At 63.4% G+C, this 26,790-nt stretch carries 26 protein-coding genes; 6 read left to right on the top strand and 20 right to left on the bottom strand.

Features of this window, described 5'->3' with window-relative positions; all coding sequences use genetic code 11:
• Window position 1 precedes the first annotated feature (1 nt).
• From AC0L2R_RS19340 to AC0L2R_RS19330, 3 genes are all read right to left on the bottom strand, one after another.
• Window positions 2-718: a FadR/GntR family transcriptional regulator gene (locus AC0L2R_RS19340; protein ID WP_027153131.1), complete on the bottom strand. Its 717-nt coding sequence runs from the start codon at window positions 716-718 to the stop codon at window positions 2-4.
• Between the two features lie 2 nt (window positions 719-720).
• Entirely contained in the window at window positions 721-1,890 is a 1,170-nt protein-coding gene (locus AC0L2R_RS19335) for a mandelate racemase/muconate lactonizing enzyme family protein (RefSeq protein WP_473510855.1), read from the bottom strand.
• Between the two features lie 67 nt (window positions 1,891-1,957).
• Window positions 1,958-2,845, bottom strand: a complete 888-nt coding sequence (locus tag AC0L2R_RS19330) for a sugar phosphate isomerase/epimerase family protein (RefSeq protein WP_473510853.1) — start codon at window positions 2,843-2,845, stop codon at window positions 1,958-1,960.
• A 394-nt stretch (window positions 2,846-3,239) separates the two neighbouring features.
• On the opposite strand from AC0L2R_RS19330, the gene AC0L2R_RS19325 reads away from it, so the two are divergent.
• The 3 genes from AC0L2R_RS19325 to AC0L2R_RS19315 all read left to right on the top strand — a co-directional run bounded on the left by AC0L2R_RS19325 (window position 3,240) and on the right by AC0L2R_RS19315 (window position 6,731).
• Window positions 3,240-4,295, top strand: coding sequence for a sugar phosphate isomerase/epimerase family protein (locus tag AC0L2R_RS19325; RefSeq protein WP_287066992.1), 1,056 nt, complete (start codon window positions 3,240-3,242; stop codon window positions 4,293-4,295).
• A gap of 155 nt (window positions 4,296-4,450) precedes the next feature.
• Entirely contained in the window at window positions 4,451-5,638 is a 1,188-nt protein-coding gene (locus tag AC0L2R_RS19320; RefSeq protein ID WP_473510852.1) for a Gfo/Idh/MocA family protein, read from the top strand.
• A 211-nt stretch (window positions 5,639-5,849) separates the two neighbouring features.
• Complete coding sequence (locus AC0L2R_RS19315) at window positions 5,850-6,731, top strand: sugar phosphate isomerase/epimerase family protein (protein WP_473510850.1); 882 nt, start codon at window positions 5,850-5,852, stop codon at window positions 6,729-6,731.
• Here AC0L2R_RS19315 and phnE (AC0L2R_RS19310) read toward each other — a convergent pair.
• From phnE (AC0L2R_RS19310) to phnG, 11 genes are all read right to left on the bottom strand, one after another.
• On the bottom strand, window positions 6,719-8,269 hold the full coding sequence (phnE, locus tag AC0L2R_RS19310) for a phosphonate ABC transporter, permease protein PhnE (protein WP_473510848.1): 1,551 nt from the start codon (window positions 8,267-8,269) through the stop codon (window positions 6,719-6,721). The two genes, AC0L2R_RS19315 and phnE (AC0L2R_RS19310), sit on opposite strands and share 13 nt — an antisense overlap.
• Window positions 8,270-8,273: 4 nt before the next feature.
• Window positions 8,274-9,248: a phosphonate ABC transporter, permease protein PhnE gene (gene phnE, locus AC0L2R_RS19305; protein ID WP_473510847.1), complete on the bottom strand. Its 975-nt coding sequence runs from the start codon at window positions 9,246-9,248 to the stop codon at window positions 8,274-8,276.
• Between the two features lie 73 nt (window positions 9,249-9,321).
• Complete coding sequence (gene phnD / locus AC0L2R_RS19300; RefSeq protein WP_473510845.1) at window positions 9,322-10,230, bottom strand: phosphonate ABC transporter substrate-binding protein; 909 nt, start codon at window positions 10,228-10,230, stop codon at window positions 9,322-9,324.
• Between the two features lie 162 nt (window positions 10,231-10,392).
• Window positions 10,393-11,250, bottom strand: a complete 858-nt coding sequence (phnC, locus tag AC0L2R_RS19295; protein WP_473510844.1) for a phosphonate ABC transporter ATP-binding protein — start codon at window positions 11,248-11,250, stop codon at window positions 10,393-10,395.
• A gap of 209 nt (window positions 11,251-11,459) precedes the next feature.
• Window positions 11,460-12,077: a DapH/DapD/GlmU-related protein gene (locus AC0L2R_RS19290; RefSeq protein WP_128173456.1), complete on the bottom strand. Its 618-nt coding sequence runs from the start codon at window positions 12,075-12,077 to the stop codon at window positions 11,460-11,462.
• Window positions 12,074-12,781: a phosphonate C-P lyase system protein PhnL gene (gene phnL / locus AC0L2R_RS19285; protein ID WP_473510842.1), complete on the bottom strand. Its 708-nt coding sequence runs from the start codon at window positions 12,779-12,781 to the stop codon at window positions 12,074-12,076. The genes AC0L2R_RS19290 and phnL overlap by 4 nt, the downstream gene beginning before the upstream one ends.
• A 2-nt stretch (window positions 12,782-12,783) precedes the next feature.
• Window positions 12,784-13,560 (bottom strand): phosphonate C-P lyase system protein PhnK, encoded by a 777-nt coding sequence (gene phnK / locus AC0L2R_RS19280; protein ID WP_023797357.1) that lies wholly within the window; start codon window positions 13,558-13,560, stop codon window positions 12,784-12,786.
• The gene (locus AC0L2R_RS19275; RefSeq protein ID WP_473510840.1) at window positions 13,557-14,468 is read right to left on the bottom strand and encodes an alpha-D-ribose 1-methylphosphonate 5-phosphate C-P-lyase PhnJ; all 912 of its coding nucleotides are present in this window, start codon (window positions 14,466-14,468) and stop codon (window positions 13,557-13,559) included. The genes phnK and AC0L2R_RS19275 overlap by 4 nt, the downstream gene beginning before the upstream one ends.
• Window positions 14,465-15,577, bottom strand: a complete 1,113-nt coding sequence (locus AC0L2R_RS19270) for a carbon-phosphorus lyase complex subunit (RefSeq protein ID WP_473510838.1) — start codon at window positions 15,575-15,577, stop codon at window positions 14,465-14,467. The genes AC0L2R_RS19275 and AC0L2R_RS19270 overlap by 4 nt, the downstream gene beginning before the upstream one ends.
• Window position 15,578: 1 nt before the next feature.
• On the bottom strand, window positions 15,579-16,190 hold the full coding sequence (phnH, locus tag AC0L2R_RS19265) for a phosphonate C-P lyase system protein PhnH (RefSeq protein WP_473510837.1): 612 nt from the start codon (window positions 16,188-16,190) through the stop codon (window positions 15,579-15,581).
• Window positions 16,190-16,654 (bottom strand): phosphonate C-P lyase system protein PhnG, encoded by a 465-nt coding sequence (phnG, locus tag AC0L2R_RS19260; protein WP_473510835.1) that lies wholly within the window; start codon window positions 16,652-16,654, stop codon window positions 16,190-16,192. The genes phnH and phnG overlap by 1 nt, the downstream gene beginning before the upstream one ends.
• A 123-nt stretch (window positions 16,655-16,777) precedes the next feature.
• On the opposite strand from phnG, the gene phnF reads away from it, so the two are divergent.
• On the top strand, window positions 16,778-17,527 hold the full coding sequence (phnF, locus tag AC0L2R_RS19255; RefSeq protein ID WP_473510833.1) for a phosphonate metabolism transcriptional regulator PhnF: 750 nt from the start codon (window positions 16,778-16,780) through the stop codon (window positions 17,525-17,527).
• Between the two features lie 8 nt (window positions 17,528-17,535).
• On the opposite strand, the gene AC0L2R_RS19250 is transcribed toward phnF, so the two are convergent.
• The 6 genes from AC0L2R_RS19250 to AC0L2R_RS19225 form a co-directional block, all read right to left on the bottom strand.
• Window positions 17,536-18,552 (bottom strand): zinc-binding alcohol dehydrogenase family protein, encoded by a 1,017-nt coding sequence (locus tag AC0L2R_RS19250; protein ID WP_473510831.1) that lies wholly within the window; start codon window positions 18,550-18,552, stop codon window positions 17,536-17,538.
• 65 nt (window positions 18,553-18,617) lie between these two features.
• On the bottom strand, window positions 18,618-19,583 hold the full coding sequence (locus AC0L2R_RS19245; protein ID WP_473510829.1) for an ABC transporter permease: 966 nt from the start codon (window positions 19,581-19,583) through the stop codon (window positions 18,618-18,620).
• The gene (locus AC0L2R_RS19240; protein WP_473510827.1) at window positions 19,580-21,133 is read right to left on the bottom strand and encodes a sugar ABC transporter ATP-binding protein; all 1,554 of its coding nucleotides are present in this window, start codon (window positions 21,131-21,133) and stop codon (window positions 19,580-19,582) included. The genes AC0L2R_RS19245 and AC0L2R_RS19240 overlap by 4 nt, the downstream gene beginning before the upstream one ends.
• A gap of 116 nt (window positions 21,134-21,249) precedes the next feature.
• Window positions 21,250-22,245 (bottom strand): ABC transporter substrate-binding protein, encoded by a 996-nt coding sequence (locus AC0L2R_RS19235; RefSeq protein WP_027153111.1) that lies wholly within the window; start codon window positions 22,243-22,245, stop codon window positions 21,250-21,252.
• Window positions 22,246-22,572: 327 nt separating this feature from the next.
• Window positions 22,573-23,571 (bottom strand): aldo/keto reductase, encoded by a 999-nt coding sequence (locus tag AC0L2R_RS19230; protein ID WP_473510825.1) that lies wholly within the window; start codon window positions 23,569-23,571, stop codon window positions 22,573-22,575.
• Between the two features lie 61 nt (window positions 23,572-23,632).
• Window positions 23,633-25,138 carry a UxaA family hydrolase gene (locus AC0L2R_RS19225; RefSeq protein WP_473510824.1) on the bottom strand — a complete coding sequence of 502 codons (1,506 nt, stop codon included), beginning with the start codon at window positions 25,136-25,138 and terminating at the stop codon, window positions 23,633-23,635.
• Window positions 25,139-25,397: 259 nt separating this feature from the next.
• Here AC0L2R_RS19225 and AC0L2R_RS19220 point away from each other — a divergent pair, with 259 nt between their 5' ends.
• Window positions 25,398-26,291 (top strand): GntR family transcriptional regulator, encoded by an 894-nt coding sequence (locus AC0L2R_RS19220; protein WP_473510822.1) that lies wholly within the window; start codon window positions 25,398-25,400, stop codon window positions 26,289-26,291.
• A gap of 142 nt (window positions 26,292-26,433) precedes the next feature.
• Window positions 26,434-26,790 carry a DUF2946 family protein gene (locus tag AC0L2R_RS19215; protein WP_473510820.1) on the top strand — a complete coding sequence of 119 codons (357 nt, stop codon included), beginning with the start codon at window positions 26,434-26,436 and terminating at the stop codon, window positions 26,788-26,790.

Genomic DNA, 26,790 nt, shown 5'->3' with positions numbered 1-26,790 from the left:
GTCAGACCGGTTCGAGCGCTGGGCTGTGAGGTTCTGCCCCGCCGCCCTCGATCAGGCCTTTCCAGTAGCTTTCCGCGCCTTGCAGATGGGCGCTCATCAGCGCCTGGGCGAGGTTGCCGTCGCGGCGCAGCAGCGCCTCGTAGATCTGGATGTGCTCGGCATGCGAGCGCATGCTGCGTTCGGGATCGTTGAAGTAGATCGGCAGGCGTTGCTCGCCCATCAAGTAATAGAGGCTGCATATGTTGTGAAAAACGCTGTTCTTGGTTGCCCGCACGATCTCAAGGTGAAATTCGCGGTCCTCCTTGGCGAGGCCCTCGCCCGCCGCAATACGGTCTTCCGAAGCCTTCAGGATTTCGCGCAGCCGCTCGAAATTTTCCTCGGTGGCGCGCGAGCAGGCAAGCTCGGCAGCCTTGATCTCGTGGATCTTGCGCAACTCGACGGTCTCGTAGATCTGGATCGGATCGAGCGGCAGGCCGGCCTTGGCAAAAAGCGCCATCGCCTCGACGCTGGCCTGCTTGGTGTCGATGTAGATGCCGGACTTGGCTCGGCGCTCGACGATGCGCATGGCTTCGAGGATGGCCAGCGCCTCGCGGATCTGGCCGCGGCTGACGGCGAAATGCTCCGCCAGTTCACGCTCCGACGGCGTTCGGCCGGTCGCCTTGTCGGAGTGGGAGAACAGATAGGCGGCGAGTTCCGCGAGAAGGTTCTTTTCTTTCATGATCAGCCGCGTAGCGCGTGCGCCTCCAGGAACCGTTCCGAAAGGGTGAATCCCAGTCCAGGCTTCTCGGGGATCGCTATCATACCGTCCTTTGCTTCGACAGTCTCCTCGATCAGATCGTGGATCATCGGATTGGCGCCGAGCGAATATTCGACGGTAAAGCTAGCCGGCGAAGCAGCGCAGACATGCAGCCCGGCAAAGAAGCAAGGCGCGCCGGCCCACAGATGCGGCGCGAAGCGCAGATTGAAGGCGCTGGCGATGGTGCCGATCTTCATTGCCTCGCTGATGCCGCCGCAGAAGGCCGGGTCAGGCTGGAAGATGTCGGCAGCCTTGAGCGTGGCGAGGTCGCGGAACGCATAGCGCGTCGCTTCGCTTTCGCCGGTGGCGATCGGGATGGAGCCGGACGCCCGCACTTCGGCCATCCCAGGCTTGTCGTCGGCGATGACCGGCTCCTCGAACCAGGCCAGATCGAGATCGCCGGCGAGATGGATGAAGCGTTTGGCTTCCGCCACCGTATAGGTGCCGTGCGCATCGACCATCAGGTCGACTTCGGGGCCGAGCGCCTGCCTTGCGGCGCGGACGCGGGCGGCGGAATTGTGTGGAGCGCCGTCCATCGCGCCGATCCGCATCTTCAGCGCCTTGAAGCCGCCCCTGGCGATATAGGATTTCAACTGCTCGCCGATCGCCTCGGTGGAGGCCCAGCCGCCGGAAGCATAGGCCGGCATGCGGTCAAGCTTGCGGCCGCCGAGCAGCCGCCAAACCGGAAGCCCCAACGACTTGCCCAGAATATCCCACAATGCGATATCGACGGCGCTGATCGCGGCGACGCTGATGCCGCGCCGCGCCAGTTGCGGCATGGCGTGGCCGTTTTGCGCGGCGCTGTCGTGGCGCACGCCATTGTAGAGCATCTCCCAGATCACCCCGATGTCGGCCGGATCGCAGCCGATCAGCTGCGGGCCGACCTCATGGTTCAGCATGTGGACGAGGGCGCCGTAGCTGCCGGTGCTGCCGGCGGCGTTCTTGCCTTCGCCCCAGCCGACCAGCCCATCGGCGGTCTCGATACGCAGGATTGCGGCGTCGAACGTCGTCACCTGACCGAAGTCGCTGCGGTGCTGCCGCGCGGCTTCGATCGGTATGCGGACCCACCAGGCTTGGACCGTCTTGATGCGCATGTTCATCCTCTGCCTTGCCGCCGTGAGGGGCCGCCGTCGGGCGGAAAGGCTGGTTTCCAGAGATCGATTACTTGATCAGCGGCAGCAGCGTTTCGGCGGTGATGCGCATCTGGTCGGTATAGAATTTTTCCGTGAGCACGCTGGAACCGTGGTCCTGGATGAATTTGAGCTGCTCCGGCGAGATGTCGACCGGGTTGCGATCGACCATGTCGGGATAGGGAGCAGCCGGCGTGCGGTCGACAGGGGCGACGAACTCGTTGGTCAACGCGCCGTCGTAACCGACTTCTTTCAGGGTGCCGACGATCTTCGGCCAGTCGATCTGTCCGAGACCGGCGGCGAAGCGGTTGTTGTCAGCGACGTGGAAATCGAACAGGCGGTTTCCGACCTGCCGGATGGCATCGTAGACGTTGAACTCTTCCATATGGAGGTGATAGGCGTCAAGGCAGACACCGCATTCGGGGCTGACCGCATCGGCCAGCGCCAGCGCCTGGGCGCCGCGGTTGAACAGATAGGTCTCGAACCGGTTGAGCGGCTCGACCGCGATCTTGACGCCCACTTTCTTGGCATGGGTAAAGCATTCCCTGGTGGCGTCGACCACCCATTTCCATTCCTCTTCCTCGGTGCCGTCCGGCACCACCTTGCCGACCGTGGCGGGAACGAGCGTGATGATCTCGCCGTCGAGTTCGCTGATCATCGTCAGCACGTCCTTGACATACTGCACCGAGCGCTCGCGCTGGCCCTGGTCCCTGGCGGCGAGATTGCGCTCGCCCAGCATCAGCGTCACCGCCCCCCAGCAGCGAATGCCGTGCTCCTTCAGGAGGGCACGTGTCTCATTGATCTTGTACTGCGCGGGCTCGCCGGAAATCTCGATCGACTCATAGCCGAATTTCTTGATGCGCTTGAGCGTCGTCTCCAGCGGTTCCGCCCGCATCCAGTTGTGCGTCGAAAGATGCATGGTCTGTCCTTCCCAGAATTCGCCTGTAACAATTCGCCTGCGACGCACCCCAGATTGCGTTGCATGGTTCCTCCCCAAGGCGCTCCAGCATTCGTCGTAACTGGTTCGACCAATTGGGCGTGAAAAGAGGTCTACAGCAATTTCATCTGGACGGCAAGAAATCCTGCAAGGCAGCCCCGTCCCATGATTATTTCTTTGATTAAACTGGCATATTTGGCCGCTGCCCGCTGATTTGCGCAGCGCCGGTTGCGCGTGGCGACGCTTGACCAAACGAGCATATTTGGTAATACCAGAATGGCGGTGCGCACTAGCGCCTGTCGAGAAAAGACCAAAGAGGCTGGCCCTGCTTTCAATCGGCGCTATGCTTGGTCGTGGATAATGAGGGAGGATGCCGATGCCGTCGACAATGAAAGGTCCTGGGCTGTTTCTGGCGCAGTTCGCGGGCGATGCCGCACCGTTCAATTCGCTGCCGTCGATCACCAGATGGGCGGCCGGGCTGGGCTACAAGGGCGTGCAGATCCCGACCTGGGACAGCCGGCTGTTCGACCTCGAGAAAGCGGCGTCTTCCCAGGCCTATTGCGACGAGGTGAAGGGCATCTGCAGCGATGCCGGCGTCGAGATCACCGAGCTGTCGACGCATTTGCAGGGGCAGTTGGTGGCGGTGCATCCGGCCTATGACGCGCAGTTCGACGGCTTCGCACCGCCTGCGGTGCACAACAATCCGAAGGCCAGGCAGCAATGGGCGGTCGAACAGATGAAGTTCGGCGCCAAGGCTTCGAAGAACCTCGGGCTCAAGGCGTCGGTGTCGTTTTGTGGAGCGTTGGCTTTTCCCTACCTTTATCCGTGGCCGCAACGGCCGGCGGGATTGATCGAGGAAGCGTTTTCCGAACTGGGAAAACGCTGGAAGCCGATCCTCGACGTCTATGAGGACAATGGCGTCGATGTTGGCTACGAGATCCATCCGGGCGAGGACGTCTTCGACGGTGCGACATTCGAGATGTTCCTTGACGCGGTCGGCGGCCACAAGCGCTGCAATATCAATTACGACCCGTCGCACTTCCTGCTGCAGCAGCTCGACTATCTCGAATTCATCGACATCTATCACGAGCGGATCAAGGCCTTCCACGCCAAGGATGCCGAGTTCAATCCGACCGGCCGGCAAGGCGTCTATTCCGGTTATCAGAGCTGGACGAACCGGGCCGGGCGTTTCCGCTCGCTCGGCGATGGCCAGGTGGACTTCGGCGGCATCTTTTCCAAGCTCGCCCAATACGACTACGATTCGTGGGCGGTTCTGGAATGGGAGTGCTGCCTGAAGCACCCCGAGGATGGCGCGGCCGAAGGCGCGCCCTTCATCCAGCATCACATCATCAGGGTGACGGAAAAGGCATTCGACGACTTCGCCGGCAGCGCGACCGATAAAAAGGTGCTGCGCGCCATGATGGGAATCTAGCACCGCTTTCCCTCCCCCTTGAGGGAGGGTCGATCCGCGCAGCGGATCGGGGTGGGGTCGCTGGGCGTAGAGCTCGGCATGGACCGACCCCTCCCGGCCCTTCGGGCCACCCTCCCCTCAAGGGGGAGGGGTATTTCATATGAGGGAGAAAAATCATGGTCGGCGCATCGAAGTCGGAAACGGGAGGCGGCCCGATCCGCTACGGCATGGTCGGCGGCGGGCAAGGCGCCTTCATTGGCGCCGTGCATCGGATCGCGGCGCGCATGGACAATGAGTTCGTGCTGGTCGCCGGTGCCCTGTCATCCGACCCGGCGCGTGCCAAGGCCTCGGCCGAGGAGCTCGGGCTCGATCCGGCGCGCAGCTACGGCTCGTTCGCCGAGATGGCCAAGGCCGAGGCCAAGCGGCCGGACGGCATCGAGGCGGTGGCCATCGTCACGCCCAACAATGTGCATGTGCCGGCGGCGAAGGCCTTTCTCGAAGCCGGCATCCACGTCATTTGCGACAAGCCGCTGGCGACGACGTTGGCGGAAGCGAAGAAGCTGGCGGCACTGGTTGAAAAGACCGGCAAGGTCTTTGTCCTCACCCACAACTACACCGCCTATCCGATGGTGCGGCAGGCGCGCGAGATGGTAGCCAAGGGGCAGCTCGGCGACATTCGCATCGTGCAGTCGGAATATCCGCAGGACTGGTTGACCGAGGACCTTGCCGCCACCGGCCAGAAGCAGGCAGCGTGGCGCTCGGATCCCAAACAGGCCGGCGCCGGCGGCGCGCTGGGCGACATCGGCACGCATGCCTACAATCTGGCACGCTTCGTCTGCGGGCTTGAGCTTGATGCGCTTTCCGCCGATCTCGACGCCTTCGTGCCGGGGCGGCAACTCGACGACAATGTCAATGTGATGCTGCGCTTCAAGCCGGTCGGCAAGTCGCACCCTGCCAAGGGCATGTTGTGGGCGAGCCAGGTGGCGCCCGGCCACGAGAACGGGCTGAAGCTGCGCATCTACGGCTCGAAAGGCGGGCTTGAATGGGTGCAGGCCGACCCGAACTACCTCTGGTACACGCCGTTCGGCCAGCCGAAGCAGTTGATCACTCGAAATGGCGCCGGCGCGCTGCCCGTCGCCGGGCGCGTCAGCCGCGTTCCGTCAGGCCATCCGGAAGGCTATCTCGAAGGCTTCGCCAACATCTACCAGGAGGCGGCCCGCGCCATCCGCGCGGCGCGCCGGAAGAGTGGCAAGCCGGCTAAGGATGTCATCTACCCGACCATCCAGGACGGTGTCGAAGGCATGGCATTCATCGAGGCCTGCGTGAAATCGTCGAAGAAGAACGCAGCCTGGACGAAGCTTTGATCGCTGCGCCCCCTCACCCAGATTGCCAACCGAATTGCAAGGGTAATTCGGGGCAATCCGACCTCTCCCCGAGGGGAGAGGAGACGCCGGCGCTGCCGTCTGCCTCTTCTCCCCAGCGGGGGAGAAGGTGGCCGCGAAGCGGCCGGATGAGGGGGCTTATGGCGAAGTCGGCGGATGAGCCAGCCGGCCGTCAAAAAGGGAGGGGGCGTCGATGAAAATCGGCATGTGCATGTTTTTGTGGACGACGGCCGTGTCGAAGAAACACGAGCCGCTGCTCAGGGATATCAAGGCGACCGGCTTCGACGGCGTCGAGATACCGATCTTTGCCGGCACGCCGGACGACTACAAGAAGCTCGGTGCGCTGCTCGACCGCATCGGGCTGGAGCGCACCGCCGTTTCGGCGATGGGCGATCCGGCGATGAATTTGATCTCGGCCGATGCCTCAACGCGCAAGGCCGGCATCGACTATATGAAATGGGCGATCGACTGCACACAAGCGCTTGGCGCCAAGACGCTGAGCGGCCCGCTGCATTCGACGCTCGGCGCCTTCTCCGGCAGCGGACCGACGGCGGCGGAGAAAAAGCGCTCCGTCGCCTCGCAACGCGCCATCGGCGATCATGCTGGCAACAAAAACGTCACCATCGGGCTGGAGGCGCTCAACCGCTTCGAATGCTATCTGCTCAACACGATGGACGATCTGTCGGAGCATGTCGACACGATCGATCGGCCGCACATCAAGGCGATGTACGACACTTTCCATGCCAATATCGAAGAGACGGACGCGATCGGCGCCTATTCGCGCAACCGCAAAAATGTCGTCCATATCCATATTTCGGAGAATGATCGCGGCGTGCCGGGGCGCGGCCATATTCCGTGGCAAGAGACGTTTTCGGCCATCCGCAAGAGCGGCTATGACGACTGGCTGACGATCGAGGCCTTCGGCCGCTCGCTGAAAGATTTGGCGGCGGCCACCAAAGTGTGGCGCGATTTTTCGGAAAGCCCGGAAGCCGTCTACCGCGACGGCTACAAGCACATCAAGAGCGGCTGGAAAAAGGCTGGTGCCTGGACGCAGCCTTCCTCTCAGGCGATCTGAACTGCCGGCGGCCGGGCGGAAACGCGCCGCTCATCATTGCTGTTTGCGACAGTCCCCATCAGCTTGCGGCGGAGATAGCTGGAGATGCTGTCGAAGACAAAAACGACAAGCAGGATCAGCAGAACCATGTAGAAAACATTGGCCCAGTTGGTGTTGGTGCGCATGGCCTCCCACAATTTCAGGCCGATGCCGCCGGCGCCGACAGCGCCGATGATCGTCGCTGACCGGGTGTTCGATTCCCAGAAATAGAGGGATTGGCTGAGGAATACCGGCAGAACCTGGGGCAGCACGCCGTAGCGCTGCACCATTGCCGGGGTGGCGCCAACCGAGCGGATGCCCTCGCGCTGCTTGTCGTCGATGTTTTCCAGCGCCTCGGAATAAAGTTTGCCCAGGGTTCCGGTGTCGGTGAAGAAGATAGCCGACATGCCGGCCAGCGGCCCAGGACCAAAGCCGCGCGTAAAAAACAGCGCCCAGATCAGCATGTCGACCGAGCGCAGGAAATCGAAGAAGCGCTTTGTCACCTGGTTGGCTATGCGGCTCGGCGTGACGTTGCGCGCAGCCAGGAAGGCGAGCGGAAAGGCGACGATCGAGGCCAGCACGGTGCCGACAAAAGCCATGACGATGGTCTGCAAGAGTTTCAGCCAGACGTCGCCGTGCTGCCACTCGGCGTTGTTCAAAATGTTGTCCCAGGCGAGCGCCGCGTTTGACCGCGCCGGGTCGATGCGAGCCCCGGCGACGATCAGTGAAGCGACCTCGCTGAACGGCTTTCCCCAGAATGGCGAGTTCGTGTCGAACACGAAATTGGCCCAGCCGAAGAAACGTCGCCAGGCGACCACCTCGTCGTTCTGCACCTCAGCGCGGCCGAGAAATCCGAACGAGACATAGGCTGTCGAGCCTGGCCTGCGTTGCTCGATCCAGCCGGGCAGCGGTGTGCGCGGTGTCACAGAACTGCCCTTGGCGATGTCAAAAACGACGGTTTCGGCGCCGCGCGTCACGGTGACCAGCTTTGGCGTGACGGCGATCTGGCCATTGCCAAGGGTGACGGTCGCCGCCACGACGGCGTTTTCGCGCACCGTTTCAGGCACCGCAGGAGCGGATTGGCCCGAGGGGGCGGCCGGCTTCTCGGCAGTTGGCGCACCAGGCGCCATGAACGAATCCTGCGACGACTTGTTGGTCGCGACCGCCGGTGCCGGCACTGCCTCGACCTGCCGCTCGATGACGGCCATCTGCTTGGCCACCCAGTCGGGATCTGGATTGGATCCCAGCTTGGAGAAGCGGGAGTAGTCGATTGTCAGATGATTGTCCTTGAATTCGATGTCGGGCCGGATTTCGTAAGACACCCAGTCGGCGAGATACGCGCCGGCAAGGTTCCAGTTCGCCTTTTCCAAAACTCCGGCGACCGAGAAGAACCACGAACAATAGAAGGTGTAGAGAATGCAAAGAAGGATGCCGATCGGGGTGGCGTAGCGCTTCCACGGCGAGCGCCGGAAAGCGTCCGGGTGGCGAGCGGCGACGTCGTTGATGGCATCGGCGTTCATTCTCTTACTCTCCGCGCCCGTAGGCGAACGCCTGCCGGCCGACAAGACGATGTCTTAGCCATGCCGAAAGCTGGTCGACGGCGACAATCGTGCAGAACAGCAGGAAGACGATGGCGATGGTCTTGGCCTCATGGCCCCGGCCGATCGAAAGACGCAGGGATTCGCCGATGCCGCCGGCGCCGACGGCGCCAAGTATGGTCGAAGCGCGCACATTGATCTCGAAGCGGAGCAGGAAATAGCTGATGAAGTTGGGCAGGACCTGAGGCACGATGCCGAACCACACCCGCTCGACCCAATTGGCGCCCACCGCCCGCAAGCCTTCTTCAGGCTTCATGTCAGCATTTTCGACGACTTCGAAGAACATCTTTCCGAGCGCGCCGACGGTATGGATGCTGACCGCAATGATCGCAGGAATCGGCCCTAGCGAGAAAATCGCCAGGAAAAAGCCGGCAATGACAATTTCCGGAAAGGCGCGGACGATTTCAAGGAAGCGGCGCGTGAAGAAACGGAGCCAGCGGCTGGCCGTGATATTGCCTGCGGCGAAGAAGCAGAGCAGGAAGCCGAATGTGGCGCCCACCAGCGTCGAAAACAGGGCGATGTTCAGCGTCTCGACCATCCGGTGGAAATACTCCGGAATGTAGATGCTCTGGGTGAGGTAGACCCGGCCCTCCGGGTAGTCGAACTTGAGGCTGCCGTCGTCATAGGGGGACGGCAGGTCGAACAGTGCGCGCACCGGGTCGAACCAGTCGCGCGGCTTCAATTCGGCGAAAAAGTCGGCGACGTAGGGAAGGCGGTCGAAGAACTTTCCGGCGTTGGTTTCGTTGGCAAACCAGAGCGAGCCAGAGAGTGCAAGAAACAGCAAAACCAGGCCGCCGATCGTGTAAAGGCGCCGGCGGGCGGCGAGATCGCGCCAGTGTCGCTCGACGGTGGCTCCCTCCGGTGAAAGCGCGGGCGCGCGGTAAATTTCGGTCGCACTCATCGCTAGATCCCCGGCCCCTGATGCGGCAACGCCGCCGGCGGCACGTGGCCCCGGCGGCGTTGTGGCAGTTTGCTTAAGAGCCGATCTTCGCCTTACGGGCGTCGATGATCGGCTGGTAGAATTCTGGGGTGACCGGTGAATAGCCCTTGTAATCGCCGCCTTGTATCGCCGAGAAACAGGCCGGATCGGTTTCCGGAAGCTTGGTCAGGAAATCGGTGATCTTCTGCCTGGCGCCGGCGTCGATCGACGTACGCAATACCAGCGGGCCGTTCGGGATCAGCGGCGACTGCCACAGTTCGACGAGGTCATCCATCTTGAGGACGCCCTTGTCGACCATCTTGCGCAGATTGCCCGAGCTGTAGCCGTCGTTGAAGTCGCCGACGCCGGAGGCCCAGGTGGTGCCGGCATCGAACGTGCCCTTCAGGACTTCAAGGACAAGCTGTTCATGGCCGCCGCCGAAACCGGTCGACGCGAAGTAGCTCTTCACATCCATGCCGATGTCCTTGGGCAGTGACGTGACCGGGATCAGGTAACCAGAAGTCGAATCGGGATCGGCGAAACCGAGCTTCTTACCCTTCATGTCGGCGAGCGTCTTGATGCCGGAATCAGCACGCGCAACCATGACCGCACGGTAGCCGGTCGAGCCGTCGGTCTGGATCGTCGTCAGGATCGGTTGAACCGCGTCCTTGTTTTCGAGATAGACCTTGGCATAGGCCGAAGCGCCGAGCTCGGCAAAGTCGAGCGTGCCGCCGAGCAGGCCCTGGATGACGCCGTCGTAGTCGGCGGCCGGGAACAGCGAAACTTTTTCGACGCCGAGGACTTGCTTGATGTGGTCGGCGAAGCACTGGTAGTTGCGCAGGCGGTCGGCTTCGTTCTCGCCGCCCAGAATGCCGACGCGGAATTCCTTCAGATCCTGTGCCTGAACCGCGCCCACCGCCATGGCGAGGATGGAAACGGCACCGAAAAGTATTTTTCTAAACATTTCGCGTCTCTCCTGTTGGTTCCGGCATCGCGCCGGCAGCGTTCGAATTTTGACGGCGCTTTGTTATGCCCGGCCTTGATGCGCGTACTGGCGGTCCAGGCGCTCTTTCGTCGTCTGCTTTCGTATACTCGTATACCGGTATCCACTTGCCGGATCGTCGACCTAGTAGCCGGGAAATGCGGGCTCGAGCGGTCCGGCGGATGCGACGATTTTTTGCTTGATGGTGACGCTGGTCGAGGTGATCGCCTCGGAGATTTCGCCGCCATTGCTGTCGGCGCCATAGACCATGCGCACAGCCTCCCGATTGAGCTCTTCGGGCGGGCCGTCGAACACCACCTTGCCGGCGGCCATGCCGATGATGCGGTTGCAATAGTTGCGCGCGGTATCCAGCGTGTGCAGATTGGTGACCACGGTGAGGCCCTCGCGCAGATTGATGTCCTGCAGCGAATCCATCACCACCTTGGCGTTGAGCGGGTCGAGCGAGGCGATCGGCTCGTCGGCGAGGATGACTTTCGGCTGCTGCATCATGGCGCGGGCAATCGCGACGCGCTGCTGCTGGCCGCCGGACAAGGTGCCGGCCGGCTGAAGCGCCGTGCCGGCGATGTCGAGACGCTCGAGCGCCGCGATCGCCTCGGCCCGTTCCTCGCGGGAGAAGACACCGAGCAGATTGACAACGGTCGAGCGGTGATTGAGCCGGCCGAGCAGTACATTGGTCAGCACGTCGAGACGCGGCACTAGGTTGAATTGCTGAAAGATCATGGCGCAATCGCGCTGCCAGCGCCTGAGCAGCGAACCGCGCAGGCTCGAGACTTCGGCGCCGTCAAAGAAAATCGAGCCCTGGCTGGGATCGATGAGGCGGTTGATCATGCGCAAAAGCGTCGACTTGCCGGCACCCGAGCGGCCGATGATGCCGACCATCTGGCCGTGCGGGATCGAGATGTCGACATTGCTGACGGCGGTGTTCCTGCCAAACCGGCGGGTGACGCCGCGGATTTCGAGCGTGGCTGAGGTTGCTGACATAGGCCGGTTCCAGTCCAGTCGCGTTTCGAAGGTCTGTTAACCTTGGCTAGCGCAGCCGCGTGAAACCGCGGTGTCGGATTGATGTCAGTTTTGTTACCATCCACAGCCTGGAAGGGGCGAGCCGGCGGACGCGGTTCGATCAAGTGAATGGTGAATGGTGACAAGAACGGCTTCCCTGCCGCCATTCACTATTGACCATTCACCATTCACTAACCGCCGTATTTTTCCAGAAATGCTTCCGCCGAAAGCGCGCGAAAATCGTCGAGCGCGGCGCGCAGGCGGGCATGGTCCCAATCCCACCAGGCAAGCGCCTGATAGCGTTCCGCCGTGCGGCGGTCGAAGCGTTCGCGGATCGGTTTGGCCGGCACGCCGCCGACGATGGTGTAGGGCGCGACGTCCTTCGACACCACGGCGCCGGCGCCGACCGCTGCGCCGTCGCCGACGCTGACGCCGGGCAGGATGGTCGAGCCGTGACCAAGCCAGGTGTCGTGGCCGATGGTGACCCGTTTGGCGCGGCGCTGGGCAAAGAATTCGCTCTCGTGCTCGGCGTCGTCCCAATAGTCAGAGGCGCGATAGGTGAAATGGTGCAGCGTCGGCCGCCAGGTCGGATGGTTGGTGGCATTGATGCGCACGCTGGCGGCGATGTTGGCGAATTTGCCGATCGTCGCGCACCAGGCGCTGCAGTCCTGCATCATGTAGGAATAGTCACCGAGCGTACTTTCCGAAAGCCGGCAGCGTTCGGCGATCTCGGTCCAGCGGCCGAGCGTCGAGTTGTCGACTTCCGCCGTTTCGTGGACCAGCGGCGTTTCCGACAGTTTTCTGGTCATGCGGCGATTTTCCCGGCGGCAAAAGCGGTCACGTCGATGACGCGGTCGGCCACTGCCTCGCGCACATCGTGATCGTGGAAGATGCCAAGCAGGGCGACGCCGGCCGCCTTCTTGGCCGCGATCAGCGCAATCACCACGTCGCGGTTGCTGGCGTCGAGCGAGGCTGTCGGCTCGTCGAGCAGCAGGATCGGGTGGTCGGTGATGAAGCCGCGCGCGATGTTGACGCGCTGCTGCTCGCCGCCGGAAAAGGTCGCCGGCGGCAGTGCCCAGAGCTTTTCCGGCAGGTTGAGTTGCGCCAGCAAGGCGCGTGCCTTGCCGCGCGCGACCTCGCGGTCCTGGCCGCGCTCGACCAGCGGTTCGGCGACGACATCCAGCGCCGAGACGCGCGGCACGGTGCGCAGGAACTGGCTGACATAGCCGATCGTGAGCCGGCGCACGGCAAGCACGGTGCGTGGGCTGGCCGTCGCCAGATCGATGAGCCCGTCCTCGTGCTGGACGATGATCTGGCCTGCATCGACGGCATAGTTGCCGTAGAGCATCTTCAGGATCGAGCTCTTGCCGGCGCCGGAGGGGCCGCCGAGCACGGCGCATTCGCCGCTCCTGATCGAGAACGACACGCCGGCGACGACCGGCAATCTGATGCCGTCGCGCAGATGCATGGTGAAGCTCTTGGCGACATCGGAGACGACGAGCGGGGTTGCCATGATCACACCTGCAGAATGGAAGAAACGAGAAGCTGGGTGTAGGGCGCGCGGGGATCGTCAAGCACGCGGTCGGTGAGGCCGCTTTCGACGACGCGGCCGTCCTTCATCACCATCATGCGTTGCGACAGCAGACGCGCCACCGCAAGGTCGTGGGTGACGACGATCGCCGCCAGGCCGAGATCGGTGACCAGGCCGCGCAACAGGTCGAGCAGGCGCGCCTGCACCGAGACGTCGAGGCCGCCGGTCGGCTCGTCCATGAACACCAGCCGCGGCCCGGTGACGAGGTTGCGGGCGATCTGCAGGCGCTGGCGCATGCCGCCGGAAAAGGCGCGCGGTTCGTCGTCGATACGGTCCTCGTCGATCTCTACGCGCGACAGCCAGTCGACGGCGGTAGCGCGGATTTTGCCATAGTGGCGATCGCCGACCGCCATCAACCGCTCGCCGACATTGGCGCCGGCCGAAACCGTCATGCGCAGCCCGTCGGCGGGGTTCTGATGGACAAAACCCCAGTCGGTGCGCATCAGGAAGCGGCGCTCGGCCTCGCTCATGCGGTAAAGCTCGCGGAACTGGCCGTCGCGCATGCGGTAGCTGGCGGTGCCGGAGCTCGGCAGCAATCTGGTCGACAGGCAGTTGAGCAGCGTCGTCTTGCCGGATCCGGATTCGCCGACCACTGCCAGCACCTCGCCCGGCCACAGGTCGAAGCTGACGTTCTCGCAACCAATGCGCGAGCCGTAGAACTTGGACAGCGCGGAAACGCGCAGCAGCGGCTCGTCGCTCATTGCGCCGGCTCCCTTTTTTCCAGGGCAGGAGGGGTTTCGGGCGCAAGGTGGCCGCGATGGCCTTGCTCGCGCCGCTTCTCGCAATGGTCGGTATCGGAGCAGACGAACATGTGGCCACCATGGTCGTCGAGGATGACCTCGTCGAGATAGACGTTCTCGGCCGCGCACAGTGCGCAGGGCTGGTCGAAGGTCTGCACTTCGAACGGATGGTCCTCGAAGTCGAGGCTGACTACCTCGGTGAAAGGCGGCAGCGCATAGATGCGCTTTTCGCGGCCGGCACCGAACAGTTGCAGGGCCGGCGAACGGTGCATTTTCGGGTTATCGAACTTCGGCGTCGGCGACGGGTCCATCACATAGCGACCCTCGACCTTGACCGGATAGGCGTAGGTGGTGGCGATGCGACCGTGCTTGGCGATGTCTTCGTAGAGTTTTACATGCATGAGGCCGTATTCCTCCAGCGCATGCATTTTGCGCGTTTCCGTCTCGCGCGGCTCGAGGAAGCGCAGCGGCTCGGGAATCGGCACCTGATAGACCAGCACCTGTCCTGCGGTCAGCGGATGTTCGGGAATGCGGTGGCGGGTCTGGATTATGGTCGCCTTCGCCGTGTCGGTGGTGACGGCGACATTTGCGACCTTCTTGAAGAAGGCGCGGATCGAAACCGCATTGGTGGTATCGTCGGCGCCCTGGTCGATGACCTTCAGCACATCGTCGGGGCCGATGATCGAAGCGGTAACCTGGACGCCACCGGTGCCCCAGCCATAGGGCATCGGCATTTCGCGCGAGGCGAACGGCACCTGATAGCCGGGAATGGCGATGCCCTTGAGGATCGCGCGGCGGATCATCCGCTTGGTCTGCTCGTCGAGATAGGCGAAGTTGTAGGTTGCGATATCGGTCGGTTGTGCGGTCATTCCGCGGCCTCCCTTTTTTCTTCGACCTTGCCGGCATTCTCGCGGGCGTCATGCTCGGCGCGCATGCGGCGCACCAGGTCGAGCTCGGCCTGGAAGTCGACATAGTGCGGCAGCTTCAGATGCTCGACGAAGCCGGTCGCCTGGACATTGTCGGAATGCGAGATGACGAATTCCTCGTACTGGGCAGCGGCGACGACATCTTCGCCGAATTCGGTTGCACGAAGCGCGCGGTCGCAGAGCGCCATGGCCATCGCCTTGCGCTCGCTCTGGCCGAAGACGAGGCCGTAGCCGCGGGTGAATTGCGGCGGCGCCTTGGCCGAGCCCTTGAACTGGTTAACCATCTGGCACTCGGTGACACGCGCAGTACCCAGCGGTACGGCGAAAGGCAGCTCCGGCACGTCGAGTTCCAGCTCGACCTCGCCGATGCGAACCTCGCCGACGAAGGGATGGTTGCGGGCATAGCCGCGCTGGGTGGAATAGCCGAGCGCCAGCAAAAAACCCTCGTCGCCGCGTGACAGCGCCTGCAGGCGGATGTCGCGCGCCATCGGGAATTCCAGCGGCTCGCGGGTGATGTCGCCAGGGATATGGTCCTGCGGCATGTCGCCGTCGGGCTCGATCAGGCCTTCGCGGGCGAGGATGGCGGAGACGCGCGGCATGGCTTCCGCGTCGCTGGCGCGCTGCAGCGGCTCGGCGACATCGCCGCCGGCGGCAAGCTCGGGATCGAGCAACCTATGCGTGTAGTCGAAGGTCGGGCCGAGCAGCTGGCCGCCGGGCAGATCCTTGTAGGTCGCCGACACGCGCCGCTCGACCAGCATCGCCCCGGTGTCGATCGCCCTGGTGTAGCCGAAGCGTGGCAGCGTGGTGCGATAGGCGCGAACCAGGAAGATCGCCTCTATCATGTCGCCGCGCGCCTGAACGATGGCCAGCGCCGCCAATTCGCGATCGTAGAGCGAACCTTCGCTCATCACCCGGTCGACGCCGAGCGCCAGCTGCTCGACGATCTGGTCGAGGCGCAGCGCCGGCACGGAACGGTCGCCGCGGCGGCGGTCGTCGAGCAGGGCGTGGGCGTTGGCAATGGCCGCTTCACCGCCTTTTACTGCGACATACATATCACGCCTCCATCGTCTTGATGCGCGTCGTGCGCGGCAGGCAGGCAACGCCTTCCGGGGTGGCGAGGATAATGTCGACACCACGGGGAAAACGCTGATTGTTCTGCTTCCATTGTTCGACGAAGTGGCGCGGCATTTGCGCCGGCGCGATTGTCGCGGTTGTTTCGATGCCGGGACCTTCGAGCAGCAGAGGGGCGCCTGAGACAAGATCGCTGACCTGCAGGATCAGCGTCGTCGAGCGGTCGGGATAGTCCTGGGTGCCCTGTGAAAAGCCGTCGAGCGCCATCATCTCGGCCGGCGTGGCGATCAGCGCGAAATGCGCATCGGCTGGCGTGTGGGCCAGTGGCGCGCCGGTGTGGAAGCCGAGCCAGGATTTTATCGCTGCCGGGGCCTGCAAAACGAGGTCGAGCCAGAGCGGCGTGTCGTTGTCGCACAGCGCCAGCGCGATGGCGCCTGCGGTGGCCGACAGCGGCGCCGGCGGGCGGGCAAAGACCGGCAGAGGCTGCAGGGTGCCCGGCCGCGCCATTGCGTCCATCACGGCGCGGAACACTGTCTGGGCGTCGAACACCGGATCGGCAAAGCCGCCCTCGATCGCCTGGGTTGCGATGTCCATCAGTCTTCTCCGCGCACCATGGTGAAGAAATCGACCTTCGTTGCCGCCGTCTCGGCGCGCCGCCGCTCACGTCCGCTGGCCAGTGCGGCCTGCAGCGGGGCAATGAGTTTGCTCTCGACCTCGTTGCGGCTTGTGGGATCCTGCCAGAGCGCGTCGGCGATCGCCGCCAGTTTTGCTTTCTGCTTGTCACGGCCGAGCGCGTAGCAGTGGCCGACCTCTCCCGAGGCAAGCCGCACCGTCGCGCGGGTGACCGTCGCCTCGCCGACGTTGAACGGCGCGCCGCCGCCGCCGATGCGGCCACGCACGGTGACCAGGCCGGTTTCGGGGCCGCGCAGGAGTTCTGCTTCCGAAGGCAGGCCGGCTTCGTTCCAGAGGCGGACGATATCGTCGCCGGTCGATTGCGCCAGCGTCGCCATGACGGCCTTGCGCTCAAGCTGCTGATCGCGCGCTTCCTGTCCTCGCATGGCGGCTGTTCCTTCTATTTCCAAATTTGTATAATGATGTAGACAATTATACAAATTATAGCTATTTTCTAAAGCGTGTCCATGACGGATGGATGACAGCGCGAAAAAGATCGGGGCAAAGAGATGATCGGTCAGCAGATGGCCAGCAGCTTGGAGCGGCGCAGCGGCGTCTCGCTGTGGCGGCAGATCGCCGACCAGATACTGCAGTCGATCGCCGTTGGCGACTTTGCCGAGAATGCTGCGTTGCCACCGGAAGTTGCACTGGCCGAGCGCTATGGCGTCAACCGCCATACGGTGCGCAGCGCCATCGCCGCACTGGTGCAGGATGGCGTGCTCAGGGCCGAACAGGGACGCGGCACCTTCGTGCTGTCGCGCAAGCGGCTGTCCTATCCGATCGGCGCGCGCACCCGCTTTTCCGAGGGCTTGCAAGGGCAGGCGTCGGAGCGCCGCAGCGTGCTGCTCGAATCGGCGGTCGAGCCGGCCAGCCGGCGCGTCGCCGAAGGGCTGGGGCTTGCCAGGGGTTCTGTTGTAATACGCCTCGAGACACGCGGCGAAGCCGATGGGCAACCGGTCTCGCGTGCCACCGGCTGGTTCGATGCGGCTCTCTTCGCCGGCATCGATGCCGCCATGGCCGAAACCGGATCGGTGACCGCCTCATTCCAGCGTTTCGGCATCGGTGACTATCTCAGGCAATCGACGGTGCTGTCGGCCCGCCACGCCGACGCCGCCGACCTTGCCGATCTCGATCTGCAGCCCGGCGCCATCGTGCTGGTCACGGTCGCCGTCAACGTCACGCCGGACGGCCAGCCGATCCAGTTCGCCGAAACGCGGTTTCCGGCCGAGCGCGTCGAGCTCAAGATATCGGCGCTTTAGGTCCGGTCTTATCCGACCTGGATGACAGCTTTGATCAGGCCCGATTTCTCGTGCGCCCAGCGGGCGAGGTCGCGCGGCGTGTCGCCAAGCGTCGTGCGATGGGTGACGAGCTTTTCCAGCGGCACAGCACCATCGCGGATCGAGGCGGCGACATGGTCGAAGTCGGCGCGCAGAGCGTTGCGGCTGCCGATCAGCGTCATCTCGCGCTTGTGGAATTCGGGATCGGAAAAGACGATGTCGTCCTTGACGACGCTGACCAGGACCAGCGTCCCGCCATGCGCGACATGGGCGAAGGCCGACTGCACGGACTGAGTGTTGCCGGTGGCATCGAAAATCACGTCAAAACCTTCGCCGTTGGTCGCCTCGCGCACCAGATCGGTCGCAGACTGCCGCGAACCGTCGAGGGTGGCGAAGCCGAGTTCGCTTGCAGCAAAACCCAGCCTCTCCGCACTCATGTCGAGCAGCGTCACGTCGAGGCCGGCGATGCGGGCAAACAGCGCTGTGCCGAGGCCGATCGGCCCGGCGCCGATGACCAGCGCGCGCGCGCCGGGATCAGCCAGCGAGCGCCGCACGGCATGCGCCCCGATCGCCAGGAATTCGACGGCGGCGGCATCGGCCAGCGACAGGCCGTTGGCCGGGTAAAGATTTTGCGCCGGCACCAGGATCCGTTCGCACATGGCGCCGTCGCGGTGGACGCCGAGCACTTCGATCCCGACGCAGCAATTCGGCTTGCCTTGCCGGCAGGCGATGCATTTGCCGCAAGCGAGATAGGGATTGATGATCACGGGGTCGCCGACGGCCAGATCGACGCCTTCGCCGGCCTCGATCACGGTGCCGGAGACCTCGTGACCCATGACGCGGGGATAGGCGAGGAACGGATGCTTGCCCTCGAAGATGTGATAGTCGGTGCCGCAGATGCCGACATGACTGACCGCGACCAGCGCCCAGCCCGGCGGTGGTGTGCTCGGCGCCGGGCGGTCTTCCACAACAAGATCGCCGGGCGAACGGCAGATGACGGCTTTCATGCTTTGATCCAGTCGGTTCATGGCGTCGCTGGCCCGATCGCCGGGCCGGCGGCTTTTAAGATGGTCTATTTGCCGCGGCGGCGCAGGCCGTCGAAATAGACGATGACGATGATCAGCACGCCGGTAATGATGCGCTGCCAGAAGGCATTGACGTTCAAGAGATTGGCGCCGTTGTTGATAGTGGCGAGGATGAAGGCGCCGAGCAGCGGCCCGTGCACCGAGCCGACGGCGCCGAACAATGAGGTGCCGCCGATCACCGACGAGGCGATCGCCTGCAACTCCCAGCCCTCGGCCTGCGTCGGATTGCCGATGCCGATGCGCGAGGCAAGCAGCACGCCGACAAAGGCCGCGCAGAGGCCCGACAGCGTATAGGCCATGTAGATGGTGCGCTGGACGTTGACGCCGGACAGACGCGAGGCCTCGGCGTTGGAGCCGACCGAGAACAGATACCGGCCCCAGCGGCTGTGATGCAGGAAGATGTAGGCGGGGATGCCGACCAGGATCACCATCCAGAACAGATTGGGGACGCCGAGGAACGAGCTGCGCGAAAACAGCTGGAAGGCGTCGTTGTTGATCGAGATCGAGTTGCCATTGGTCATCAAAAGGCCGATGCCGCGCAGCGAGGTCAGCGTCGCCAGCGTGATGATGAAGGGCGGCAGGCCCATCTTGACGATGCCAAAGCCGTGGAACAGGCCGATGGCGACGCCGACCAGCAAGGTGATCAGGATGGCGAGGGAAATCGGCACGCCGGCATTGATCAGCATCGCAACGATGACGGTGGCGAAGCCAACCACGGCGCCGACGGAAAGGTCGATGCCGCCGGTGATGATGACGAAGGTCTGGCCGACTGCCAGGATGGCGATCATCGAACCTTGCCGCAGCAGGTTCGAGATGTTGTTGGCGGAGGCGAAGCTCGGCGTCGCCACCGACAGGATAACCCACAAAAGAACCAGCAGCGCCAGCAGTGTCAGCCCGAACAGGGCGTTGTAGTTGCGTTTCGGCCTTTCGGCCGCGATCGCCTCGGTGCTCATATCTGTCCTCCCGTTTTTTCTTGTTTCTCGGCCAGCGCCTGGGTGAGGATCTCCTCATGGTCGGCAGTGTGGAAACCATGAGTGGCCACCAGCTTGCCGCGCCGGAACACATGCAGCGTGTCGGCGAGTTCATAGACCTCGGGCAGGTAGGACGAGATCAGGATGATGCCGGCGCCCTTGGACAACAGTTCGCCGAACAGGCGGTAGATTTCTGCTTTGGTGCCGACATCGACGCCCACTGTCGGCTCGTCGAAGATGAACAGCTTGGCGCCGTGCGCCAGCCATTTGCCGATGACGATCTTCTGCTGGTTGCCGCCGGACAGGCTGGAGGCGAGCGCGTGACGCGTCGGCGTCTTGATCCTGAGATTGGCGATCTGGCGATCCGCCTCGGTCTTCTCCTGTGCGCTGGAGATCAGCAGATTGCTGGAGATGCGCTTGTAGATCGGCAGGTTGAGATTGAGGCCGACCGGCAGGTTGAGGCAGAGGCCCTGGTCGCGGCGGCTTTCCGGCGCCAGCGCCATGCCGAGCCTGATGGCGTCATGCTCGGAGTTGACCTGAACCTCCTTGCCCTCCCAGAGGATCTGGCCGGCCGACTTGCGGTGACGGCCGTAGAGCGTGGTGACGAACTCGCTGCGCCCGGCGCCGATCAGGCCGTAGAGCCCGACGATTTCGCCGGCACGGACCGTCATCGAGACATTTTCGAAGCCCTTGCCGGAGAGATTCCTGGCTTCGAGCAGCGTCGCGCCCGGGGTAAAATGCTCCTTGTGATAGACTTGCTCGATCGAGCGGTTGATCATCATCTTGACCAGCTCGGCGTCGTTCGTCTCGGCGATGTTCCTGGTGCCGACAAGCGTGCCGTCGCGCAGCACCGAGACGCGGTCGGCGAGCTCGAACACCTCTTCCATGCGGTGGCTGATGTAGATGATGGTGACGCCTTCGCCCTTCAGCCGGCGGATCAGCGTGAACAGCTGGTCGGCTTCCTTGCGGGTGAGATAGGCAGTCGGTTCGTCGAAGATCAGGAACTTGGTGCCGCGCACGGTGGCGCGGGCGGCAGCGATCAGCTGCTGCTGGCCTATGGTCAGGTCACCCAGCACGACATGCGCCGGCAGATCGAAGCCGAGATCGTCGATGATCTTCTGCGCTTCCCTGACCATGGCCCGCTGCTGCAGTATGCCGAAGCGGGAATCCTCCTCGCCGAGGAACATGTTGGCCGCGACAGTGAGATGGCGGCACAGAACGACCTCCTGGTGCACGGCATTGATGCCGAGCGCCATCGCCTCATGCGGCGTCGCCAGCGCTGCCGGCTTTCCCTCCCAGATGACATCGCCGGAGGTGCGCGGCATGACGCCGGTCAAAAGCTTGATCAGGGTGGATTTGCCGGCACCGTTCTCGCCGACAATGGCGTGGATTTCGCTGGCCTTGAAGGCGAGGTTAACCGGCTTCAGCGCGTGCGTGCCGGGATATCGTTTTTCCAGTCCCTTGAGTTCGAGGATCGTCCTGCCCGGTTCCAGCGTTGGGGCGGGATGCAGTTCCTGCGCCGTCGACGTCATGACGTTCCTCCCAATTGGCCTCCCAGATTGGCCTCCCAGATCGGCCTCACGAGTGGCACGCGTGTAGGTCGTTTCCGGGGCAAAAAGCCCCGGAAACGGTGTCCCAATGCCGGTGCTCAGTCGAGCTTCGGATTGAGCAGCGCGTCGATCTTCGGATCTTTCATGTTAGCCTTGGTGACGAGGTTGGCGCCGGTGTCGACATTGGCCTCGACCTTCTCGCCCTTCGAGGCAGCGAGCGCCGTCTTGATGCCGTCATAGCCCATCCGGTACGGATCCTGGACGACGAGGCCGGAAATGACGCCGTCATTGAGGAACTTGACCAGCTTCTCGTCGCTGTCGAAACCGATCAGCCCGACCTTGCCGGCAAGGCTGTTCTCGGCGATCGCCTGACCGACGCCCTGCGCCATGATCAGGTTGGAGGCGAAGATGCCCTTGAGGTTCGGGTTGGCGGTGATCAGGTCGGTTGCGATGTTGAGGCCGGTGGTGGCCTGGCCGTCGGCGTATTTGTCGGCAATGAGCTTGAGGCCGGGATATTTGGCGGCAAGCTGTTCCTTGAAGCCCTGGGCGCGCTGCTCGAGCGAGCCCGCACCCGGAAGCGCGGTGATCAGGGCGACGTCGCCCTCGATTTTGCCGCCATTGGCTTCGCCGATCGCGGCCGCCAGCCCGTCAGCGGCGACCCGGCCGCCCTGGATATTGTCGGTGGTCAGGAACGAGGTGAAGGCCTTGGAGTCGGCGCCGGAATCGATGCCGATGATCTTGACGTTGGTGGCTGCCTCGTCGATCGGCTTGCCGAGCGCCTTGGCCTCGGTCGGTGCGATGACCACGGCAGCCGGGTTGCCGGCGACGGCGTTTTCAAGGATCGAGATCTGGCCGTTGACGTCGGTCTCCGCCTGGGCGCCGAGTTCCGGCACATTGACGCCGAGGTCCTTGCCGGCCTTGCGGGCGCCGGCCAGCACGATCTGCCAGTAGAAAGAGGTGGTGTCCTTGACGATGATCGGAATGGTTACGTCCGCCGCCGAAGCCGGCGCCGAATGCATCACGCCGGCAAGCATCGAGGCGGCGGCGAGCGCCACGAATGCGCGGCGGTTGAGAATGCTGGTCACGAATTTCATTTAGACTTCCTCCCTAGGTCGCCCGGTGAACGTAGCGGAAGCTCGGTTTGGATAGGCGCTGGCCAAACGGAACTTTATCAATAAAAAACATTTACCGCATTTTGATAGTGCATCGGTCCGGTCGACGCAAGCGGTGTTTCGTATCGTCCTGCCTATGCCTCGACCGGAAAGGGAGTGCCGTCAAACCCCACAAATCCTCTCCAAAAAGGTATGGAATATTAATTCCATCTACCAGTCAAGATGGAATATCCATTCTTTTTTGAAGCATAGGGTGGGGCGCCCCCTGATCGCACCGTCCGCCGTTCAACCGGCGAAGGCCGCAGCGCATCAGCCGAGCTTCTGAACGACCGTGTAGGGATCATATTTGGCGAATTCTGTTTCGGGCACCTGGATGTCGAGCAGTTGCAGATTTCGTTCCAGATTGGCCGGCTTGGCGGTGCCCGTCAGCACAGAAGCCACCACAGGCTCGTGCAGCGGGAACTGGAATGCCGCCGCGGCAAGCGGATAGCCGCCCTCGGCGGCGATTTTTTCCATGGCGCCGACGCGGTCGAGAATGTCCTGGGTGGCCGGCAGGTAGTCGAAATGCGCACCCGGCACCGGGCCGGTCGCCAGGATGCCCGAGTTGAAGACACCACCGATGATCAGCGAGGTCTGCCGTTGCCGGCAAAGCGGCAGCAATTCGGCTTCGGCGGTGCGGTCGAGCAGCGAATAGCGGCTGGCGAGCAGGATGCAGTCGAGCGACGCCTGGCGCAGCACATCGAGACAGATCTGCACCTCGTTGACGCCAAGGCCGTAGGCGGAAATGACCCTGGACGACTTCAGCTCTTCCAGCGCCTTCAGCCCGCCATCCATAAACTGGCGGAAATGCACCTTCGTTTTCTCGACGCCATGCGTATAGACACCGATGTCGTGAACGAACAGGACGTCGATTCGATTGAGGCCAAGCCGCGCATGGCTGAACTCGACCGAGCGCATGATGCCGTCGTAGGAATAGTCGTAATCGGGCGCAAAGGGCAGCGGATCAACATAGGAATGGTCCGGAATCCGGTCTTCCCGCACCGGCCGCAACAGGCGCCCGACCTTGGTCGACAGCACGTAGGAGTCCCGCGGCTTGTCGCGCAGGAAATCGCCGAAGCGGCGTTCCGAAAGGCCGAAGCCGTAGAACGGCGCGGTATCGAAATAGCGCAAGCCGGCATCCCAGGCGACCTGAAGCGTCTGCATCGCCGTCTCGCGTGGACAGGCTCGGTAGAGCCCGCCGACCGCCGCGCCGCCGAAGCTGACCTCGGTTATTTCCAGCGCGGTGCTGCCGACACGGCGTTTCTTCATGCAAAGCCTCCCACCGGCCATTTGCCGGCCCGTCCATGTCTTAAGTCAGTTAATGGCTGGTCTAGAGGGTCGCGCCGAGGTGCCACGGCACGAACTCGTTGTCGCCGTAGCCGAACTCCTCGCTCTTGGTCTTGCGGCCGGAAGCCGTCTCGACGATCAGCTCGAAAATCTCGCGGCCCATGCCGGCAATGGTCTTTTCGCCCGAAGCGATGACGCCGCAATTCACGTCCATGTCCTCTTCCATCGTATGGTACATGGTCGAGTTGCTGGCGACCTTGATCGACGGTGTCGGCCGGCAGCCGAAGCAGGAACCGCGGCCGGTGGTGAAGACGATGACGTTGGCGCCGCCTGCCACCTGGCCGGTGGCGGAAACCGGGTCGTAGCCGGGCGTGTCCATGAACACCAAGCCGTGGCCGGCGACCTTCTCTGCGTAGCCAAAGACGCCGTTGAGCGGCGTCTGGCCGCCCTTGGCGACCGCGCCAAGCGACTTCTCCAAAATGGTGGTCAGGCCGCCGCGCTTGTTGCCTGGCGACGGATTGTTGTCGATGGAGGCGCCATGCTTGGCAACATGGTCTTCCCACCATTTTACATAGCCATCGAGCTTGGCGGCGATCTCCGGGGTCGCCGCGCGATAGGCCAGAAGATGCTCGGCGCCGTAGATTTCCGTCGTCTCGGAAAGGATGCCGATGCCGCCGACGCCGGCCAGGATGTCGACGGCGGCGCCCAGCGCCGGATTGGCGGTGATACCGGACATGCCGTCGGAGCCGCCGCATTGCAGGCCGACGACGATCTCGCTGACCGGGATCGGCTCACGCTCAAGCTTGCCGACCTCCTCTGCTATCTCGGCCAGCACGACCAACGCCGTCTCGACAGATTTGCGCGAGCCGCCGGCTTCCTGGATGTTGAAATGGCGCTTTCCCGCGGCGACGCCCTTCTGGCCATAGAGGGTGAGCTGGTTGACCTCGCAGCCGAGACCGACCATCAGCACACCGCCAAAATTCGGGTGACGGGCATAGCCGGCAAGCGTGCGGTGCAGCACCATCATGCCGTCGCCGGTGGCGCTCATGCCGCAGCCCTGGCCGTGAACGATGGGAACGAAGCCGTCGATCCCCGGATATCTGGGCAGCAGCGTCCGGTTCGCCTCGTCGGCGATGGCGTGGCAAACGGTGGCCGAGCAATTGACGCTGGCGAGAACGCCGATGAAGTTGCGCGTGCCGGCACGGCCGTCGGCGCGGCGGTAGCCCATGAAGGTGCGGGCGCGATCGGCCTCTGTGGCGTGCACGGCCTCGCTCGGCGGCACCACCGGCAAACGCCCGGATTCGAAGACCAGATTGTGCGAATGGACATGCTCCCCGGGCGCAATGGCTTCAGTGGCGCGGCCGATCGCCTGGGCGTATTTGACCACGGCCTCGCCGGCGGCGATCGGCTTGATCGCCACCTTGTGGCCGGGTTCGATCAGCGCCTTGGCAACGGCGCCGCCCGGCAGCACCGCGCCGATCTCGATGCGGCCGTTGGCGACCGCGACATTGTCGGCGGGGGACAGAAGAATGCTGTTTGCGGTGTTCACGGGCAGTTTCCTGGGATCGGCAAGCGCTTGACACGCGCCTGTTAACAGTTAATGTCTTTTATCGTGAAAAAACAGTTTTGCGTCAATTGTTTTTTCGTGACGAAGCCGCGCGTTCCTGTGGATGCGCAGAGGACCGGACGCTGGAACCAGGCCTGACTTCCGAAAAGCGATTCCGCTTCCCGGGAGCCTGCGCCAGAAGCATCTGCATATCGCGCTTCAAGCCGGCCGCCGCAAGCGCCGGCGCGCAACGGGGCAGGGGATGTCGAAGAGCAACAACGTCTATAAGGACGCCTACAATCGCGGTTTGCAGCTGCTCGGCGAAACAAAAAGCCTGCCGTCGGAGCCCGAGCTGGGCACCCTGCTTGGCGTCAGCCGCACGACGATCCGCACCATCCTTGCGCGCATGGAAGAGACCGGGCTGATCGCCTGGAACAAACGCAGCAAGACGGTTTTGCGCGTGCCGCGGCCGGACGACTTTTTTCCCGAAGAAGAAACCGACACGCTCTCGCAGATCATCGAGCGCTCCTTCATGCGGCGGCTGCTTGCCGGCGGTGCTGAACCCGGCATGCAGATCAACGAACTCGAGCTGGCGCGCGAGATCGGCGTTGGCACCACCAGCGTGCGCGAGTTCCTGATCCGCTTTTCCCGCTTCGGGCTGATCGAGAAGCGCCGCAACAGCCATTGGGTGCTGAAAGGTTTTACCCGCGCTTTCGCGCTGGAACTGACCGAAATCCGCGAGATGTTCGAACTGCGCTCGGCAGCCGCCTTCGCCGCCCTGCCGGAAGACAGCCCGGTGTGGGCCGACCTCGACCTGCTGGAGGACGAGCATCGCCTGCTGGCGCGCCAGATCGCCACGCGCTTCAACGAATTCTCGGAGCTCGACGAGCGCTTTCACCGGCTGATCCACCGCGCGTCGCACAATCGCTTCATCGTCGATTTCTACGACGTCATCGCCATGATCTTCCATTACCACTATCAGTGGAACAAGGCGCAGGAGCGGGAGCGCAACGAAGTGGCGGTCGCGGAACACCTGGCCTATATCGCGGCGCTCAAATCGCGCGATCTCGGCAAGGTAGACGCCGCCTGCCGCAAGCATCTGAAGTCCGCGCGGCACACGCTGCTGACGTCGATTCCAGAAGGCCAGCAAGCGTAGCGAGCTTTAGGTTGTTGCATTAAAGCGCCGCGTTGCCGCAGTGGTGATTTGGCGATTTTCCGACCGCCGGCCGCGTGCTAGATATCTTGCCGTTGCTGCGTGAAGAGGCAGGCATTTGAATATCCGGCGGAGACGATGGAGCATGCCGGCGGCATTCGCCGCGGCCTATTTGCTGGTGCTCCAGTCGGTGCTTGGCGCATTCGCCTTCGGCATCGGGCCGGATGCTTCGCAACGCGACGCTTTCGGCAACGTCATCTGCACCCAGGAGGGCGCTGCCCAGCGTCCCGGCGGCGATCCGCACCAGCAGCACATGCCGGCTTGCTGCATGCCTGGCTGCGGCATGGCTTCGGCTGTCTACGCGCCGCCGCCCGCTGCCGCCACCGTGTCCAGCAATTTTTCCGTCGAAACCGTTGCGTTTATGCTGCCGGCGTTCAGGCATCTCGACTTTGCCCGCGACCGCTCTCCGTCGAATCCGCGCGCGCCTCCGGTGACGGCCTGA

The sequence above is a fragment of the Mesorhizobium sp. WSM4820 genome (genome assembly GCF_055811075.1).
This window is presented reverse-complemented; position numbering and strand designations above follow the sequence as displayed.

Coding starts and splice junctions, on each gene's coding strand:
- phnH (WP_473510837.1), bottom strand. CDS start 16,190: ATGGACATCGCAACCCAGGCGATCGAGGGCGGCTTTGCCGATCCGGTG.
- phnC (WP_473510844.1), bottom strand. CDS start 11,250: ATGTCAGCAACCTCAGCCACGCTCGAAATCCGCGGCGTCACCCGCCGG.
- AC0L2R_RS19235 (WP_027153111.1), bottom strand. CDS start 22,245: ATGAAATTCGTGACCAGCATTCTCAACCGCCGCGCATTCGTGGCGCTC.
- AC0L2R_RS19270 (WP_473510838.1), bottom strand. CDS start 15,577: ATGTATGTCGCAGTAAAAGGCGGTGAAGCGGCCATTGCCAACGCCCAC.
- phnE (WP_473510847.1), bottom strand. CDS start 9,248: ATGAGTGCGACCGAAATTTACCGCGCGCCCGCGCTTTCACCGGAGGGA.
- AC0L2R_RS19325 (WP_287066992.1), top strand. CDS start 3,240: ATGCCGTCGACAATGAAAGGTCCTGGGCTGTTTCTGGCGCAGTTCGCG.
- AC0L2R_RS19320 (WP_473510852.1), top strand. CDS start 4,451: ATGGTCGGCGCATCGAAGTCGGAAACGGGAGGCGGCCCGATCCGCTAC.
- AC0L2R_RS19230 (WP_473510825.1), bottom strand. CDS start 23,571: ATGAAGAAACGCCGTGTCGGCAGCACCGCGCTGGAAATAACCGAGGTC.
- AC0L2R_RS19215 (WP_473510820.1), top strand. CDS start 26,434: ATGCCGGCGGCATTCGCCGCGGCCTATTTGCTGGTGCTCCAGTCGGTG.
- phnL (WP_473510842.1), bottom strand. CDS start 12,781: ATGGCAACCCCGCTCGTCGTCTCCGATGTCGCCAAGAGCTTCACCATG.
- phnG (WP_473510835.1), bottom strand. CDS start 16,654: ATGCGAGGACAGGAAGCGCGCGATCAGCAGCTTGAGCGCAAGGCCGTC.
- AC0L2R_RS19335 (WP_473510855.1), bottom strand. CDS start 1,890: ATGCGCATCAAGACGGTCCAAGCCTGGTGGGTCCGCATACCGATCGAA.
- AC0L2R_RS19315 (WP_473510850.1), top strand. CDS start 5,850: ATGAAAATCGGCATGTGCATGTTTTTGTGGACGACGGCCGTGTCGAAG.
- AC0L2R_RS19275 (WP_473510840.1), bottom strand. CDS start 14,468: ATGACCGCACAACCGACCGATATCGCAACCTACAACTTCGCCTATCTC.
- AC0L2R_RS19245 (WP_473510829.1), bottom strand. CDS start 19,583: ATGAGCACCGAGGCGATCGCGGCCGAAAGGCCGAAACGCAACTACAAC.
- AC0L2R_RS19240 (WP_473510827.1), bottom strand. CDS start 21,133: ATGACGTCGACGGCGCAGGAACTGCATCCCGCCCCAACGCTGGAACCG.
- phnK (WP_023797357.1), bottom strand. CDS start 13,560: ATGAGCGACGAGCCGCTGCTGCGCGTTTCCGCGCTGTCCAAGTTCTAC.
- AC0L2R_RS19330 (WP_473510853.1), bottom strand. CDS start 2,845: ATGCATCTTTCGACGCACAACTGGATGCGGGCGGAACCGCTGGAGACG.
- phnF (WP_473510833.1), top strand. CDS start 16,778: ATGATCGGTCAGCAGATGGCCAGCAGCTTGGAGCGGCGCAGCGGCGTC.
- phnE (WP_473510848.1), bottom strand. CDS start 8,269: ATGAACGCCGATGCCATCAACGACGTCGCCGCTCGCCACCCGGACGCT.
- AC0L2R_RS19290 (WP_128173456.1), bottom strand. CDS start 12,077: ATGACCAGAAAACTGTCGGAAACGCCGCTGGTCCACGAAACGGCGGAA.
- phnD (WP_473510845.1), bottom strand. CDS start 10,230: ATGTTTAGAAAAATACTTTTCGGTGCCGTTTCCATCCTCGCCATGGCG.
- AC0L2R_RS19250 (WP_473510831.1), bottom strand. CDS start 18,552: ATGAAAGCCGTCATCTGCCGTTCGCCCGGCGATCTTGTTGTGGAAGAC.
- AC0L2R_RS19340 (WP_027153131.1), bottom strand. CDS start 718: ATGAAAGAAAAGAACCTTCTCGCGGAACTCGCCGCCTATCTGTTCTCC.
- AC0L2R_RS19220 (WP_473510822.1), top strand. CDS start 25,398: ATGTCGAAGAGCAACAACGTCTATAAGGACGCCTACAATCGCGGTTTG.